The sequence below is a fragment of the Pelagibacterium flavum genome, from assembly GCF_025854335.1.
GTDB lineage: Bacteria > Pseudomonadota > Alphaproteobacteria > Rhizobiales > Devosiaceae > Pelagibacterium > Pelagibacterium flavum.
In genome coordinates, this window is sequence record NZ_CP107716.1 from 2312336 (window position 1) to 2327664 (window position 15329).

16 protein-coding genes and 2 tRNA genes are annotated in these 15329 nt (G+C 59.9%); 8 read left to right on the top strand and 10 right to left on the bottom strand.

Annotation, left to right across the window (positions count from 1 at the left end):
* Nucleotides 1–14: 14 nt before the first annotated feature.
* The gene (locus OF122_RS11545; protein WP_264224393.1) at nucleotides 15–485 is read right to left on the bottom strand and encodes a DUF192 domain-containing protein; all 471 of its coding nucleotides are present in this window, start codon (nucleotides 483–485) and stop codon (nucleotides 15–17) included.
* 31 nt (nucleotides 486–516) lie between these two features.
* Nucleotides 517–1143 (bottom strand): cold-shock protein, encoded by a 627-nt coding sequence (locus OF122_RS11550; RefSeq protein WP_264224394.1) that lies wholly within the window; start codon nucleotides 1141–1143, stop codon nucleotides 517–519.
* 231 nt (nucleotides 1144–1374) lie between these two features.
* Here OF122_RS11550 and OF122_RS11555 point away from each other — a divergent pair, with 231 nt between their 5' ends.
* The 7 genes from OF122_RS11555 to OF122_RS11585 all read left to right on the top strand — a co-directional run bounded on the left by OF122_RS11555 (nucleotide 1375) and on the right by OF122_RS11585 (nucleotide 5462).
* On the top strand, nucleotides 1375–1791 hold the full coding sequence (locus OF122_RS11555; RefSeq protein ID WP_264224395.1) for a VOC family protein: 417 nt from the start codon (nucleotides 1375–1377) through the stop codon (nucleotides 1789–1791).
* A 109-nt stretch (nucleotides 1792–1900) separates the two neighbouring features.
* The gene (locus tag OF122_RS11560; RefSeq protein WP_264224396.1) at nucleotides 1901–2365 is read left to right on the top strand and encodes a YcbK family protein; all 465 of its coding nucleotides are present in this window, start codon (nucleotides 1901–1903) and stop codon (nucleotides 2363–2365) included.
* A gap of 96 nt (nucleotides 2366–2461) precedes the next feature.
* Nucleotides 2462–2537 (top strand) — tRNA-Glu (locus OF122_RS11565).
* Nucleotides 2538–2688: 151 nt separating this feature from the next.
* Nucleotides 2689–2763, top strand: a tRNA-Glu gene (locus OF122_RS11570).
* A 168-nt stretch (nucleotides 2764–2931) separates the two neighbouring features.
* A complete protein-coding gene (locus OF122_RS11575) occupies nucleotides 2932–3165 on the top strand; it encodes a hypothetical protein (protein ID WP_264224397.1) in 234 nt (77 codons plus the stop codon).
* A gap of 83 nt (nucleotides 3166–3248) precedes the next feature.
* Nucleotides 3249–4640: a dipeptidase gene (locus tag OF122_RS11580; RefSeq protein WP_264224398.1), complete on the top strand. Its 1392-nt coding sequence runs from the start codon at nucleotides 3249–3251 to the stop codon at nucleotides 4638–4640.
* A 69-nt stretch (nucleotides 4641–4709) separates the two neighbouring features.
* A complete protein-coding gene (locus OF122_RS11585; protein ID WP_264224399.1) occupies nucleotides 4710–5462 on the top strand; it encodes an SDR family NAD(P)-dependent oxidoreductase in 753 nt (250 codons plus the stop codon).
* A gap of 33 nt (nucleotides 5463–5495) precedes the next feature.
* Here the strand turns inward: OF122_RS11585 and OF122_RS11590 are convergent, their stop codons facing one another.
* The 7 genes from OF122_RS11590 to recJ all read right to left on the bottom strand — a co-directional run bounded on the left by OF122_RS11590 (nucleotide 5496) and on the right by recJ (nucleotide 13637).
* On the bottom strand, nucleotides 5496–6446 hold the full coding sequence (locus tag OF122_RS11590) for an ABC transporter substrate-binding protein (protein ID WP_264224400.1): 951 nt from the start codon (nucleotides 6444–6446) through the stop codon (nucleotides 5496–5498).
* A gap of 22 nt (nucleotides 6447–6468) precedes the next feature.
* Nucleotides 6469–7428 (bottom strand): iron-siderophore ABC transporter substrate-binding protein, encoded by a 960-nt coding sequence (locus OF122_RS11595; RefSeq protein WP_264224401.1) that lies wholly within the window; start codon nucleotides 7426–7428, stop codon nucleotides 6469–6471.
* 7 nt (nucleotides 7429–7435) lie between these two features.
* Nucleotides 7436–8284, bottom strand: coding sequence for an ABC transporter ATP-binding protein (locus OF122_RS11600; protein WP_264224402.1), 849 nt, complete (start codon nucleotides 8282–8284; stop codon nucleotides 7436–7438).
* A 14-nt stretch (nucleotides 8285–8298) separates the two neighbouring features.
* Nucleotides 8299–9351, bottom strand: a complete 1053-nt coding sequence (gene fepG, locus OF122_RS11605) for an iron-enterobactin ABC transporter permease (RefSeq protein ID WP_264224403.1) — start codon at nucleotides 9349–9351, stop codon at nucleotides 8299–8301.
* The gene (locus OF122_RS11610) at nucleotides 9348–10397 is read right to left on the bottom strand and encodes an iron chelate uptake ABC transporter family permease subunit (RefSeq protein WP_264224404.1); all 1050 of its coding nucleotides are present in this window, start codon (nucleotides 10395–10397) and stop codon (nucleotides 9348–9350) included. Before OF122_RS11610 ends, fepG begins: the two co-directional genes overlap by 4 nt.
* Nucleotides 10398–10489: 92 nt before the next feature.
* Nucleotides 10490–11722: an SAM-dependent methyltransferase gene (locus OF122_RS11615; protein ID WP_264224405.1), complete on the bottom strand. Its 1233-nt coding sequence runs from the start codon at nucleotides 11720–11722 to the stop codon at nucleotides 10490–10492.
* Nucleotides 11723–11846: 124 nt separating this feature from the next.
* A complete protein-coding gene (gene recJ, locus OF122_RS11620) occupies nucleotides 11847–13637 on the bottom strand; it encodes a single-stranded-DNA-specific exonuclease RecJ (protein ID WP_264224406.1) in 1791 nt (596 codons plus the stop codon).
* Nucleotides 13638–13816: 179 nt separating this feature from the next.
* On the opposite strand from recJ, the gene OF122_RS11625 reads away from it, so the two are divergent.
* The gene (locus tag OF122_RS11625; RefSeq protein ID WP_264224407.1) at nucleotides 13817–14353 is read left to right on the top strand and encodes a hypothetical protein; all 537 of its coding nucleotides are present in this window, start codon (nucleotides 13817–13819) and stop codon (nucleotides 14351–14353) included.
* Nucleotides 14354–14356: 3 nt separating this feature from the next.
* Here OF122_RS11625 and glpX read toward each other — a convergent pair whose 3' ends face one another.
* Nucleotides 14357–15328: a class II fructose-bisphosphatase gene (glpX, locus tag OF122_RS11630; RefSeq protein ID WP_264224408.1), complete on the bottom strand. Its 972-nt coding sequence runs from the start codon at nucleotides 15326–15328 to the stop codon at nucleotides 14357–14359.
* Between the last annotated feature and the right edge of the window lies 1 nt (nucleotide 15329).

A 15329-nucleotide genomic window follows, 5' to 3' on the forward strand; every position in this document is an offset into this window, starting at 1 on the left:
TCGAATAACAGCGGCTATTCTGCTGTTTCGGTGTCCAGCTCTACCCGCGGGTGCTCCAGCCGGGCACCCGCTTTCAGCCCCAGTTCGGCGGAACGTCCGCCGGGAATTTCCAGAACGAAGCGCACCGGTTCGCCGGAGGGGATTGGTGTCGTATCCATGGGAACGGCATTTTCGTGGATACGTACAACCTCACCATCCGCCTTGATGAACAGCATGTCGAGCGGAATGAGGGTGTTCTGCATCCAGAAGCTGGCCGGGCGCTCATCTATGAAGTCGAAAAGCATGCCGGCATCGGCCGCCAGTTCTTCGCGGAACATTAGCCCGCGCGAGGTCTCCTCGGGCGTGTCGGCAATCTCGACGGCAAACGTGAAACTCTGATCCCCGGAATGGATTACTGCGATCTCTTCGTTTTCCTGCCCGAGGGCCGGAGCGAGGCTGGCGAGCATGAGCACCGCCGAGATCATGATATTTCTGGTGGCGCGCATGCAAATCAATCCTGGCTGAGAGGTGCCTGCCTTAGTGAGAAGACGGAGCGTCGCCCCAACCATCTGGGCGGATTTCGGCGACCATAAGGCCTTTGGGACCATCGCCATACCGGGCCAGCACAAACTGTCCGGGGCGCAATTCGGTCAGCCCGAACTGGCGCAATGTTTCCATGTGAATGAAAATGTCGGGATGACCCTCACCTGCCGAAAGAAAACCGAAACCGCGCACCCTGTTGAACCATTTGACCTCAAGGCGTTCAAGCTTTGAAGTCGGTTCAACATGGACGTGTGTACGAGCTGCGGGCATTTGTGCCGGGTGGCGTGCCGTCGATTCATCCATCGATATGATTCGGAAGGCTTGCAGACCGCCGGGGCGATTGAGCGCCTCAACCACTATGCGCGCGCCCTCATGGGCCGTCTGATAGCCGTCCCTCCGAAGGCAGGTCACGTGCAACAGCACATCAGCACCGCCCGCGTCGGGCACGATAAAGCCAAAGCCCTTGCCAGCGTCAAACCACTTGATGGTTCCGACAACTTCTATGACGTCGAAGTCCGTGGCCGGATTGCGGATATCCTGATCGGCCCCTTCGCGGCGAGCATCGTCGTGCCCCACAGTCCTGGAGTCTGGTCCGGTGCCGGAAATGTTTTTCGCCCCCATGCGCAACGCCTTCCACACACGCCCCTGCAAAGCCGCAGGTACTCATTACAATCTTGCGTAGTCTGGCCGATTCAGGATCAAAAGTTAAGAACCATTCATAAATTTGTTGACAGCAATTAACTACCCTCTTTGTCAAAGCGCGGCTTGGCGCGCGATGCTGGCTTCTGTTAGCCTTTGTAGCGCCCTGCCCTGATGGTGCCGGGATGACCACAAAAGAGCCGGAGCCTTGCTTTGAAATATCTCCACACAATGGTGCGCGTTTCCAACATAGAGGAAAGTCTTCGCTTTTACAGTGAAGGGCTGGGCCTTGTTGAATCGCATCGCATCGAAAATGAAAAAGGGCGCTTCACGCTCATATTCCTCCACGCCCCCGGCGATGAAAGTGCCAAGGTCGAGTTGACCTACAACTGGGACCCCGAAGAGTATTCGGGTGGCCGCAATTTCGGCCACCTCGCCTATCGGGTCGAAAACATCTATGCGCTCTGCCAGCATCTGCAGGATATGGGGTACACCATCCACCGTCCGCCACGCGATGGGCACATGGCATTTGTGAAATCCCCCGACGGCATTTCGGTCGAGTTGCTTCAGGACGGCAATCTCGAAGCGCAGGAGCCTTGGGCTTCAATGCCCAATTCAGGAACGTGGTAAACGCATAACGAGAAATTAACCACGCTGATTGACCGGCGGTTAGGCAACCGCCGGTATTTTTGTGTCTGTGGTTTGGGACGATTTCAACCCCGACACGGAAGTGGTTTTGATGCGTTTACTGTCCAGTCTGATCGTCATGGTGGGCCTGCTCGGCGCCTGCGCTCCGATGGCCATGTTCGCCTCGGGGAGCGGCAGCGGCTACAACGGGTTGCGGACCGACTGGGGCACCTTCGTCTCCCATGACAATGTGAACGCCTTTTGCCTTTCGCCCAAGCTGCGCCTTCTGATCTGGGACGTCGAGGGCCATTTCGGCAAAAAGGTCGTGATGAATTCGGGCTATCGTACGCCATGGCACAACGCCTCAGTGGGCGGCGCCGAGGCCTCCTACCACACCAAATGCATGGCGGCCGATTTCTATATTCCCGGCGTCCCGAAATCGCGCATCATCGCTTACGCGCGCAATAACGGACTGGTTGGCGGCCTGGGCTGCTACCCCGGACAGAACTTCGTTCATGTCGACGTGCGCGACCGTCCGCGGGGGTATCGCGGCCCGGTCACATTCAGCGGCTGTTGAAATTGAAATAAAATCGAATTTGGGTATTGCGCAATCGCAAAGCCCCCCCTATACACCCGCTCACTGGCCGACGCGGTGAACCGCTGACAGCCCGCCGCGCCCTTCGTCTAGCGGTCTAGGACGCCGCCCTTTCACGGCGGAAACACGGGTTCGAGTCCCGTAGGGCGCGCCATCCTCTTCTTCGCGAAGATTTGGCCGTTTCCCGTTGCATGTAGTTACGCACGACGCTATCTATGTCGGCTACAAACGGTTCTGGAGCTTTCTGCGTTTCATATTGCGGATCGTTTCGAGTATTTTTACCGCGCTTCTTTGAAGCGCTCTAGGCGCCCTTCGTCTAGCGGTCAGGACGCCGCCCTCTCACGGCGGTAACACGGGTTCGAGTCCCGTAGGGCGCGCCAAGTTTTTCGCAATTTCGCAGTCGCGGTCGAAACACTCCCCACATCACCCCCTGCCACCCATGGTTTCCCGATGGAATCGGTTTTGCTCTTGACTGCCGGCCGGTCTTGTAAAGAAACCACCTGCCGACTGTTGCGGGTGATACAGTAAGCCTCAACCAGTGAGGCACCATGACCACGACGTTCTTGATTCAATCGTTCCAGCAACGCGGACGCAAGCTGGTGTCTGATCCCCTGCAAAGGGCGAAGACGGCCGAAAGTGCGATTGCAACGGCGGTGCGTATTGCTCCCTCAAAGGCCGGTGTTGTGGCTTTTTCCCAAGAGGTCGACGTCGAGACCGATTGCTATGATGAGCCGCTGGTGCTGTTCAAAACAGGGATGTTGCCCGCTGAGCTTCTCGATTGAACCTGGCCGGTAAAATTTCTTTACTGGCCCGACTCGGCTGATAAGGTCGCGGCACTTCCAATCCAACGACGGACCTTTCCGCAATGACTGATGCCAACGCTCCGCTCGATGCCGTGCTTTCCCATGTCGATGCCCATATCGAGGAAAGTCTCGAGCGGCTGTTTACGCTCTTGCGGATTGCCTCCATTTCCACTGACCCCACCTATGCAGGCGAATGTCACAAGGCGGCCGAATGGCTGACCAATGAACTGCAGGGTCTCGATTTCGATTCTGCGGTACGCCCTACCCCCGGCCATCCGATGGTAGTGGGGCACCAGCGCAGCGCTGTGGGGCCAAACGTGCTGTTTTACGGGCACTACGATGTTCAGCCTGTCGATCCGATCGAACTTTGGACGAGCGAGCCGTTCGAGCCCAGGATCGGCGAGGAGAATGGACGGAAGGTGATTCTTGCTCGCGGCGCGTCGGACGACAAGGGCCAGTTGATGACCTTCATCGAAGCCTGCCGGGCGTATAAGGCCGTCCGCGGCTCGCTGCCGGTCGGCGTCACGGTGCTACTCGAAGGCGAGGAAGAATCCGGCTCCCCATCGCTCGATGGCTTCCTCAAAGACAACGCCGAGGAACTCAGGGCCGACATCGCACTGGTGTGCGACACTGACATGTGGGACGAGGAGACGCCCTCGATCATAACCATGTTGCGCGGGCTGATGGCCGACAATGTGGAGATCCAGGCGGCGAGCCGTGACTTGCATTCGGGCATGTATGGGAATGCGGCGCGCAATCCCAATCAGGTACTGGCCGAAATCATCGCCTCTCTGCGCAATCCCGACGGATCGGTTGCCGTCGAAGGCTTCTATGACGATGTGCCGGAACTGCCCACCGAAGTCGCGGAGCAATGGAAGCGGCTGCCGTTCGATGAGAAGGCTTATCTCGGCGCTGTGGGTCTGTCCGAGCCTGCCGGCGAGAAGAACCGCTCAGTTCTCGAACAGATCACTTCGCGCCCCACTTGCGAAATCAACGGTATGTGGGGTGGCTATACTGGCGACGGCTTCAAGACAGTGATCCCGGCCAAGGCTGGGGCCAAGATTTCTTTCCGACTCGTGGGCAATCAGGACCCGCACAAGATCCGCAAGGCATTCCGCGCGCATGTCGAGGCTCGGGTGCCCGCCGATTGCACCGTGACCTTCCATGAACACGGCGCGAGCCCGGCATCGGTCGTTCCTTCGGACGGCGCCATGCTGCAAAAGGCGCTCGGCGCGCTGACCGACGAGTGGGGCCGCGAGGCCGCTATCGCGGGCTCGGGCGGATCGATCCCCATTGTAGGCGATTTCAAGCGCAAGCTGGGCATGGATTCGCTTCTGATCGGATACGCCCAGACGGACGACCGCATCCATTCGCCCAACGAAAAATATAATCTTGAGAGCTACCACAAGGGCATCCGGTCATGGGTGCGGGTGCTCGATGCGCTGTCGAAATAATTGTAGCAACCTGATCTGTCGCCAACCCATTTCGTATTGACCAAGAGTGCAAGCGAAAGGGTCAAGCGAATGGCAAAGGTAGCGTGGGTGCTTGGCGGCGGTTCGGGAATCGGCGCCGAGACGGTCAAACAGCTTTCGCGGCGTGGATGGACGGTTGCGATATCGGGGCGACGCGAACAGCCGCTCAACGCGCTCTCGGTCAGTCACGGCGCGCGCCCCTACCCTCTCGACGTTACCGACTTCGACGCGGTAAAGACTACCGTCTCCCGCATCGCCGAGGACCTTGGCAAGATCGATCTCGTTATCTTTTCGGTCGCCGCCTGGGAGGTCACTGAGCCGGGTCGGTACGACTACGAAAGCTATGCCAAAATCATAGATACCAATCTGCTGGGCGCCATGCGGGTTATCGACCCGGTGGTGGCTCAGATGCGCAAGCAGCGGTCTGGGGAAATCGCGCTGGTGGCTTCCGTGGCCGGCTATTTCGGACTGCCGCGCTCGGCAGCCTATTCTTCGGGGAAATCGGCAATGATTGCGTTGGCCGAGACTATGCGAACCGAACTTGCCTCCGACAATATCAGCGTCCGGCTGGTCTGCCCCGGGTTTGTGAGAACCGACCTTACGGCCAAGAACGACTTCCCGATGCCGTTTCTGATGGAGGCAGAAGAGGCGGGCAAGCGGATAGCGAATGGCTTGCTCAACTCGCGAAAGTTCGAGATCGCTTTTCCCCTGCCCTTCGTCCTGATCCTGAAGACGATCCGGCTGCTGCCCTATCCGATGTTTTTTGCCTTGATGTCGCGACTGATCTCGCAACCGTCGAAATGATAAAGGGCGGCCCAGTGGTCGCCCTTTTCGGTTTCACTCTTGGACGACCTCAGCATTTTCCACAAGTGCCGTAAGCTTTTCGATTTCTGCGGTATAGGCGCCATAGGTCCTGATCCACCAGGCCGGCCAGTCGCCCACCTGACCCGCTGCGACAGCGGGTATGAGTTCGGCCAGCGGTTGAGCGTCGACTGCCTCCCGCGTTGCCGTTCCGAACCGATCGTCGAGGAGCAGAACGTCAGCGGGATAAGTGTCGGCATTCTCCCAGCTCAGAATGCCCCAATACTCTCCTTCGGGCGCATCTGGTTCAACCATGTTCAGGCCCCAGGATGCGAAATCGTTGAGTTCCGCTGCGCCGGTGGGTGCAGCGACGTACAAGCTATCGGTGTCGGCCCATGCGGCCATAACCGTCAGGCCCGGCTTTGCCTCGGCAGCCGCCGTGAGCTGGGCGCGCGCCTGGTTAAACGCAGTTCGCTTCTGCTCGATTTCGGGGGCGTCGAGATCGGCACCCAGCGCCTCCGCCAGCCTGCCATAGTCCTCGATCAACCCCAGAACTGAATCTCCCTGGAGCACGCCGACGATCGGGGCGATGTCGGCGAACTGGCCATCGGGACGCATCGCGTCGCCGCCGCTGTAGTCACCCGTGCGCGGCCAGTATTCGGTCACGATCAGATCGGCATCGAACGCCAGCAGGCTTTCGGCCTGCAGTTCATTGTAGGCCGTGCGGACAATTTCGATGCCGGAAAGGTCGAATTCGGCGTAGCTTTTTTCAGAGGTACTATCGTCGGTGAATATGCCGACCGGTTCAATGCCGAACTGCATGAGTCCTGCCGCAGAGGATGAGAAAGCCACGATCCGTTCGGGCGGGCTGTCGAGGGTAATCGTGTTGCCTGCACCGTCGGTGAAACTCCATTCCTGGGCGATAGCCAAGGACGCCGTTCCCGCCATGAGGACAGCAAGGGCAGATGTGATCGTCAGGCGTTTCATGAAACGCTCCCTTACGCTTGGGTTATTGTTCGAGCGTTTCGGCGAGAATCGGCACGAAACGGTCCATCATCCAGGGGATCGACAGCGGTGAGGGTGCCGACACCGCCATGACGAAGGCCCGGTCGATCAGGGGCACGAAATTATCGTTGGCAATGGGCTTCCAGCGCGCAAACAGCGGATTCGACAAGATGGCATCGAGATCATCCTGGCTGGAATACCAGGCGATGAAGACTTCGGCGTCAACGCCGTCGAGTTGTTCGAAACTGACCTGCTGCACATAGTTGTCGGTCGGCAGATCGTTTAGCGCCTCTGCCGGCACCAATCCTAGATCTTCCATCAGATGCACGCGAGGGTCCGAAGGAACGTAAAGCCCGACGCTGCCCGCGTCCGAACCGCCACCAAAGGCAAAGGTGCGACCGGCAAATTGAGGATTTTCCGCTGCATATTCAGCGATGCGGTCCTGAGTACTGTCGACAAGACCGGACGCTTCTTCGCTACGCCCCATCGCTGCGCCGACCGTTTCGACCACATATTGCCAGCTGCCGGTCCACGGCGCTTCCTTGAAGGCGACGGTGGGAGCGATGGCCGACAGGCGGTCGTAGTCGTCCTGGCTGATGCCACTATACGGCGCCAGTATAAGATCAGGCTCGAGTTCGAGAATCTGCTCAAACGGCAGGCCATTGGCAGTGTCGAGAGCTACTGGAACGTCCTCCCCTAGTTCCTCTATCGCTTCCTTTACCCATGGCAGGTAGCCGTTTTCATCGCCGCCCCATGTCTGGCTCTGGATGGCAATCGGCACTTCGCCCAGAGCCAATACGGTGTCTTGTGCCATCCAGCTGATGGTCACTATGCGTTCGGCTTTGGCTTCGATGACCGTCTCGCCGTAAAAATGATCGAGCGTGACGGGAAACGTGTCCTGCCCGGATGCGGGCATGGCGATAAGGGCCACGGCAGATGCCGCTGCCAATGCAATATGTCTCATGATTTCCTCATGTTTCAGCCGGTCGGGGTTCGGCGTGAGGAATCGAACCGCGGGGAATGACCATCGGCGTTCTAGCTAATGGATCTTCGATGATGATGCAGGGCAGACCGAAGACCTCTTCAACAAGGTTTGCGGTGATGATCTCGCCGGGAGCGCCTTCGGCGAGAATTTGTCCGTCCCGCATCGCGATGATGTGGCTTGCGTAGCGGCAGGCGTGATTAAGGTCGTGCAGCACGGCGACAACCGTGTGGCCGTCGCGCTTGTTGAGTGTGCTCAGAAGTTCGAGAAGCTCGATCTGGTGGGCAATATCAAGGTAGGTGGTTGGCTCGTCCAGCAACAGCATAGGGGTTTGCTGGGCCAGAACCATGGCAACCCAGACGCGCTGCCGCTGGCCGCCCGAGAGCTCATCGACCAGCCGGTGTGAAAGGGGCGTGATCTTTGTGGCTTCCATAGCGCCTATCACCGCAGCTTCGTCCTCCACCGACCATTGGCGGATAAATTTCTGGTGTGGATACCGGCCGCGGGCCACGAGATCTGCAACCGTTATGCCTTCGGGCGCAATCGAGGTTTGCGGCAACAGCCCCAGGCGGCGGGCAACTTCCTTGGCCGGATAGTGCGAAATGGCCTTGCCGTCGAGCATGACATGGCCCTGGCTGGGCTGGATAAGGCGCGAAAGCGCCCGCAGAAGGGTCGACTTTCCGCAGGCGTTGGCGCCCACGATCACGGTAAAACCATGATCGGGGATCTGAACGGAAAGCTCGCGCGAGATGACCCGGCTGTCATATCCAATCGTCGCCTTGTCTGCGAAGAGTCGCGGCGCGCCGGCAAGCTTCGTGGGGTCAAAATGCTTGTTCATCGTGGTGTCCCCTGTCATTGCCTTTTCGCTTCACGCATCAGCAGCCAGACGAAATACAGCCCCCCGATGGAGACGGTGACCACCCCGACGGGAAGCTGGGTGGGTGCAAAGGCCCGCTGCGCCAGAAAATCCGCGGCCGCGAGCAGCAGCGCACCCATGGCGGCAGAGGGCAGCAGCGCAACGCCTGCAGCGCCGGTGACCCGGCGCGCGATCTGTGGTGCGGCCAGCGCAACGAACGAGATGGGACCAGCCACGGCAGTCGCCGTTGCCGTCAGCGCCACTCCGAGCACCAGAAGCGCCAGTCTCACCGGTTCGGCGCGGATACCCAGCGCGCGGGCCGTGTCGTCGCCCATTTCGAGCTGCTTCATGGGGCGCCCCAGGATCAAAACCAGCGGAATCAGAATGCCGAGCACGGCAAGCGTCGGCCAGAGCTTGTCCAGACCGAGTCCGTTGAGCGAGCCAGCTCCCCAAACTGCGGCGGCCATTGCTACTTCGAGCTTGGCGCGCAGCATCAACCAGGTGTTAAGCGAGGAGAGCATGGCGCTCATGCCGATACCTACGATGATCAGGCGAAAGCCCTGCACGCCGCGCCGCCAGGCCAGGGCATATACCGCGAGTGCGGTCAAGACGCCGCCGAGCAGTGCGCCGCCAGCGATCTGGTAGTAATTTCCCGAAAAGACGATGATGGCGATCAGGGCGCCGGTATAGGCGCCGGAGTTGAAGCCGATTACGTCGGGACTGCCCAGCGGATTGCGGGTGAGCGACTGAAATACTGCGCCACTCATGCCCAGCGCTGCGCCGAGGACGACAGCCAGTAGCGAGCGCGGCAAGCGCCATTCCACGACCACCATATGAATGCGACCGTCGGCCTGGCCGGCCAGGGCCGATATGACGTCGGATATTGCAACCGGATATTCACCGCTCGCCAGAGCCAGCAGCGTAAAGACAAGCGCAACAGCCAGCATGATGCCGACGAGCGCCAAAGCGCGCATGTCGAGACGCATGGTAACGCGGCCTTCGAACAGGCGCAGAATTTTCGTGGGCCGTCCGAAATCGATAGCGCTCATAGTCCGCTTACCCTGCGCCTGCGGGCCAGAAGGATCAGCACAGGTGCACCGATGAAGGCGGTGACGATGGCGACCTGGATTTCGCCGGGACGCATGACGATGCGTCCGATGATGTCCGATACCAAAAGCAGCACCGGGGCGAGAACTACCGTATATGCCATGATCCAGCGTTGATCGGGTCCGACGATCCAGCGCGCGACGTGCGGCACCATCAGTCCGACAAACCCGATCGGGCCCACTGCGGCTGTCGCGCCGCCCGCAAGCAGAGTGACCGCGACCACGACCACCGTACGAACTCGCACGATGTTGGCACCCAGAGACTTGGCCAGATCGTCACCCAGCGCCACCGCATTGAGAGGGCGCGCCATAACGGCTGCGAGCAACAGGCCCACGATTATGAAGGGCGCCACCGTCGTGACTGCCTCGTATGTGCCGCCGCTCAGCGCTCCGGCGGCCCAGAAGCGCATGCGGTCGAACGCTGTCGGATTGAGCAGCGTCAGGGCCGTGGAAACGCCGCCAAGGATTGCCCCGACTGCAACGCCGGCCAGCGTCAGCGTTACGGGCGTGGCGCCGTTTCGTCCCGACGAGCCCACAATATAGACCATGACCGTGGTGAGGATAGCGCCAAGAAATGCAAACCAGATAAAGGACTGCAGCGACGTCATGCCGAAATAGCCCACGGCAATCAAAACAAAAAAGCTCGCACCCGCATTGACCCCGAGAATGCCGGGATCGGCCAGGGGATTGCGAGTTAAGGCCTGAATCAGCGCACCGGAAATCCCCAAAGCTGCGCCGACCAGCAGTCCGAGCACGGTACGGGGCAGCCGAAGGCTCTGAACAATGGCGTGGTCGTTGGAGTCGTCATAGGCGAAAAGGGCATCGAGGACCGTCAGCAACGGAATATCACGCGAGCCGATGGTGATGCTGCCCAATACTGCACCAACCAGCACCGCAAGACAGATCAGAAGACCGGTCAGGCGCCGCGCGTCGTTTGCGGCAACGCCGGGCCGGCTCGCGGCCTTGGCTTGTTCGGCTATAGCAGTCACGGGCGCCAATCGCTCCAGCGGTGGTCAGCGGGATTGGGCCTAGCTATATTTTATGATTTGCCCAGTCAAGTTAAATGCGCACCAGCGCCCCGCTATTGCGGGCGTTTATACTGGTAAATGCCAACGTCGATGGTGCCTTCGGTGAAGCCCGCCTCGCAATAAGCCAGATAGTAGAGCCATTTGCGCTTGAAGGCCTCGTCATAGCCCAGCTTGGCAATTGTATCCCAGCGCTCGATAAATCGCTTGCTCCAGGCACGCAAGGTACGGGCGTAATCGAGCCGGAAACAGTCGGTCGCCTCGAGGACCAGCCCAACCTTGGCCGCGGCCTCCTTCATCACTGTCTTGGTTAGCAGCATGCCGCCGGGGAAAATGTAGCGCTGGATGAAATCGGGATAGGCCTTATAGATTTCAAAGTCTCGTTCGGCGATTGTAATGGCCTGAATTGCAGCGGTCCCGCCCGGCTTGAGTCTGTCGTGGACGGTCTTGAAATAATCGGGCCAGTGCTCCTCTCCAACAGCTTCAATCATTTCGATCGAGGCGACGTGGTCGAAGGCCCCCTTTGTGTCGCGATAATCTTCGAAAACCAGGGTACCAAAATCGGAAAGCCCCGCATTTTCGAGGCGTTCGACGCCATATTTGAGCTGTTCTTTCGACAGTGTGATGCCGCGCAAATGCGCGCCGGCCCGCGCCGCGGTTTCCGCGAATCCACCCCAGCCGCAGCCGATCTCGAGAACATGATGACCCGATTGGATGCCGGCCATGACCATGATGCGCTGATATTTGGCGCGCTGAGCTTCCTCGAGCGAGATATCCTGACCCGCGAAATAGGCCGAAGAATAGGTCATGGAAGGGTCGAGCCATTCGGCGTAAAAATCGTTGCCGAGATCATAGTGCTCAGCGATGTTTTTCTGGCTCCCCTCGCGGGTATTGGGCCGAGACATGTGATAAGCGAGGTCCTGCGCGGCGCGCCGGAAAATGCCCGGATTGGCATTGTCGAAAATATCCCGGTTCTGAAGGAAAAACCGGAACAGAGCCGTAAGATCCTTAATCTCGATGTCGCCGCGCATATAGGCTTCTGCAAAGCCCAATGTGCCGCGGCGCATGGCCGCCCGCAGCACCTTGAAGTTGTTGAGCTTGAGAAATGCATGTTCGCCTGTAGCGGCGTCGCCAAGGGTCCGGCAGCGCCCGCTGGGAAAGGTCACCGTCAAAGCGCCCTTGTGCGGGATACCCACAAGCGCGGCGCCAGCCTTTTCCAGAAGGACAGACTTGATGCGTGTTCCCCATCCTGGGCGTGTTTGCTCACGATCGAATGTGACCTGACTCATGACTTCGTCCCCTACCGCGGACAACCTATGCTGCTGTGACACGTACGGATACGAACCCACGGCGGTTTCAGATTGGTGCCCTCACCCACGATCTTAACGCCCGTGCACGACGATGCAAGACCAGCTAACCCGGTGTTGCAGCATCGATAATCCGGAGCTGAACAGTTTCGCGGCCCTGCCAATGATCAAGATTGAGTGACCCCGCCACATGCAGACGCTGGCCATCCCGCGCCTTTAGCAACGCTTCTCCCAAAGGCGTGCCCGCGGCGCGAAAGGCTATGGCCTTGAGGTTGGCGCCATCGCCCGAACTCACTGTGCAGCGCACATGTCCGCCGGCCCCGACGACATCTGCAAACCGGATCTGGTGGGCAGGGAGCGCGAAAACGGGTGTGGGGTTTCCGGCACCAAACGGCCCTGCCCGTTCGATCTGATGAATGAAATCGGGATTGGCGCCGCGGGCTGTAAGGGCAGCGTCGATCTTGAGCCCGTCTTCGGAGCGGGCCGCTAGAACATCGTCGGTCAGGGTGTCATTGAGGTACTGTCTGAATGGTCCAAGCTGGCCCGGCGCCAATGTTACTCCGGCGGCCATGGCGTGGCCGCCTCCCTTGGCGATAATGCCGCCACGCACAGCGTCAACGACCGCAGCACCAAGATCGACTTTGGGGATGGAACGACCCGAGCCCGTTCCCCCACCATCCGCTCCAAGAGCAATGGCGAAGGCTGGGCGCCCGAAACGTTCCTTGAGCCGTGCGGCGACCAGCCCGACGATACCCTGGTGCCAGTCTGAAGAGCCGGTCACCAGTACGGAAGGTCCTGGGCCGTCTCCGATTTCCATCTCGGCAGCGGCCATGGCCTGCTCGACGGCAGCGACCTCGATGCGCTGTCGTTCGCCGTTGAGCTCATCGAGGCGCTGGGCCAAAGCCAGTGCTTCGTATTCGTCGTCTGTCGATAATAGACGGGCGCCGAGTCCGGCATCACCGATGCGCCCGCCTGCATTGATGCGCGGCCCGAGCAGAAAGCCCATGTGGTAGGCATTGGCTGGGCCCGAGACGCGGGCTGCAATAGCGAGGCTGGCGAGGCCGACATTCTTGCCGGCCCGCATGACATCGAGGCCGCGTAGAACGAACGCCCGGTTGAGCCCCTTGAGCGGAACGACGTCGCATATAGTGGCCAGAGCAACCAGGTCGAGCCACACCATCAAGTCGGGAAGGTCCGTCCGGCCCTGTCCACGCAAAATCCGATTGGCGGCGACGAGAACCATGAAGGCGACGCCGGTGGCGCAAAGATATCCCAACCCGGAAATGTCGTCGCGCCGGTTGGGATTGACCAGCGCGTTCGCGTCGGGAAGCGTGTCGGGTGCAAGGTGGTGATCAATGACCAGGACATCAGCACCAAGCGCCTTTGCATGCGCGATGGGGCCGTGGCTGGCAGTGCCGCAATCGAGGGTCACGATCAGCGAGACGCCCTGTTCAATAAGGCTTTCCATGGCCGCATTGTTTGGCCCGTAGCCTTCGAATATGCGGTCGGGGATATGCGTAGGAGGATTGAGGCCGAAATGGCGCATATAACGGACCATAAGCGCCACGGCGCTGGCGCCATCCACGTCATAATCGCCGAACAGCCCAATGGACTCGTTGGTGGCAATGGCTTGGGCCAGGCGCTCGGCCAACGGGTCCATGCCGGCGAGCGTGGAAGGATCGGGCATCAATTCGCGAATGGTCGGCGCGATAAAGGTCTGCGCATCCTCTACAGCGACGCCGCGCGCCGCTACGATGCGGGCGAGAATTTCGGGCAGTTCGGTTTGCTGGGCTATTGCACCGGCCATGCGGCTTGCAGCGAGGTCGAGCCGATCGATCCAGCGCTTTCCACAGACCGATCTTTCAACGTTGAGAAAGGCTTGGGGCTCTGGCTTCATGGGCTATCTATAGACGGTGGACATGCTCGATCGATAGTCCGAAGTCCTGTCTTTTGCACGGAATTTCCTTTTGCGATGCGACATGCGGGCTCAGCAAGGGAACATCCACCCCCTTATCGCCGTTTTTCTCGACGACGGTTGCCGACAACCTCATTAATGGTTCTTTCGAGGGATTGCCGATGAACACTAATCTCATTCTGCCGATTGTATTGATTTCCGCCCTGTCGCTGGCGGCCTGCGAAAATCGCTCTGAGGCGCCTGAAACACCCGACCCCGATGCGGGCAGTCCCGAAGCATTTGCTGAGCCGATCGAGGAATCGGAAGCTCCGGCTGACGTCATGTCGCCCGAAGAAATGCAGCAGCGCCGCGAGGAAATCGAACAAGAGGCGCAGCAGACTTTTGAGTCGATTATGACGGACACCCAAGAGGCGGGTGACAACCTTGTTGAAATGGGCGATGACGCGATGAGCGCCCTCAGCGAGCAGATGACATCGACCGCTGACGCCATAGAGGTCCAGATCGATACGCTGGTAGCCAATGCTGCCGAAGTGCGCGACGAGAACATGACCGACGAACAAAAACGGGAGATCGTCGCCAATGTCCGGAACGCCGCCGAAGAGGCAGCCCGTGCGCTTGGACAATCAGCCTCCGAGGTGGTTGCGGCCGGTGACACCGCGGAAGAGCGGACCCGCCAGGCGTTAGGGCTGGAAGAATAGCGCCTAGCTTAAGCGCCCATGTTCAGCCGTGATCCAACGGATGGTGTGGGACCAGGAACGCATTACCACGCTTGACGTGACGATCTTGCGCGGCATGAGCTTTACGCCTCGAAGCAGGCTGCCATCGGTAACACCGGTGGCGGCAAAGAGCACGTCCCCTTTCGCCATATCCAGCGCCGAAAACTTGACCGTGGGGTCGGAATGGCCCATCTCGCGGGCTTGGGCGCGCTTGTCGGGCGTATCGAGAATCAGGCGCCCTTGCATCTGACCGCCCATGCACCGCATGGCCGCAGCGGCCAAAATGCCTTCATGGGCTCCACCGGAACCCAGGTAGATGTCTATACCTGTGTCGTCGCTGTTGGCGGCGTGAATAACTGCTGCAATGTCCCCGTCTGGAAGCAGTTTGACGGCTACACCGACGTCACGCAATTCGGCAATCAGCGCGGCATGGCGGGGCCGATCGAGCACGCAGGTGACAATGTCGGACGTGGCGACGCCTTTGGCCTCGGCCAATGCGGCGACGTTTTCGGTCGCTGTTTTATCAAGATCGACAATACCTTCAGGATAGCCCGGCCCAATGGCAATCTTTTCCATATAGGCGTCGGGCACCCGCAACAGGGCACCGCGCTCGGCAAATGCCATGACGGACAGAGAGTCGGAGAGATTCTTGGCACACCCGGTTACGCCCTCGAGCGGGTCGACGGCGACTTCGATTTCGGGGCCCTTGCCAGTGCCAACGGCCTCTTCGAAGCCAAGCAGGGGAACGTTTCTGCCCTCTCCAATTACGATTGTCCCGGCAATGTCGATGTAGCTGAGCGCCAGGTGCATGGCTTCGACCGCGGCCTGATCGGCGCGCATTTCATCACCTCGCCCGCGCCAGCCCGCCGCCGCGATGGCGGCGCGCTCCGTGATGCGGGCGATCTCAAGGGTGAGATTGCCGTCGACCTTTGTCGGGGCTGGCACGGGTTTGGCCACA

Bases quoted from the DNA above. Each gene is read 5' to 3' on its own strand.
- OF122_RS11545 (WP_264224393.1), bottom strand. From the start codon at position 485: ATGCGCGCCACCAGAAATATCATGATCTCGGCGGTGCTCATGCTCGCC.
- OF122_RS11550 (WP_264224394.1), bottom strand. From the start codon at position 1,143: ATGGGGGCGAAAAACATTTCCGGCACCGGACCAGACTCCAGGACTGTG.
- OF122_RS11560 (WP_264224396.1), top strand. From the start codon at position 1,901: ATGCGTTTACTGTCCAGTCTGATCGTCATGGTGGGCCTGCTCGGCGCC.
- OF122_RS11575 (WP_264224397.1), top strand. From the start codon at position 2,932: ATGACCACGACGTTCTTGATTCAATCGTTCCAGCAACGCGGACGCAAG.
- OF122_RS11580 (WP_264224398.1), top strand. From the start codon at position 3,249: ATGACTGATGCCAACGCTCCGCTCGATGCCGTGCTTTCCCATGTCGAT.
- OF122_RS11585 (WP_264224399.1), top strand. From the start codon at position 4,710: ATGGCAAAGGTAGCGTGGGTGCTTGGCGGCGGTTCGGGAATCGGCGCC.
- OF122_RS11590 (WP_264224400.1), bottom strand. From the start codon at position 6,446: ATGAAACGCCTGACGATCACATCTGCCCTTGCTGTCCTCATGGCGGGA.
- OF122_RS11595 (WP_264224401.1), bottom strand. From the start codon at position 7,428: ATGAGACATATTGCATTGGCAGCGGCATCTGCCGTGGCCCTTATCGCC.
- OF122_RS11600 (WP_264224402.1), bottom strand. From the start codon at position 8,284: ATGAACAAGCATTTTGACCCCACGAAGCTTGCCGGCGCGCCGCGACTC.
- fepG (WP_264224403.1), bottom strand. From the start codon at position 9,351: ATGAGCGCTATCGATTTCGGACGGCCCACGAAAATTCTGCGCCTGTTC.
- OF122_RS11615 (WP_264224405.1), bottom strand. From the start codon at position 11,722: ATGAGTCAGGTCACATTCGATCGTGAGCAAACACGCCCAGGATGGGGA.
- recJ (WP_264224406.1), bottom strand. From the start codon at position 13,637: ATGAAGCCAGAGCCCCAAGCCTTTCTCAACGTTGAAAGATCGGTCTGT.
- OF122_RS11625 (WP_264224407.1), top strand. From the start codon at position 13,817: ATGAACACTAATCTCATTCTGCCGATTGTATTGATTTCCGCCCTGTCG.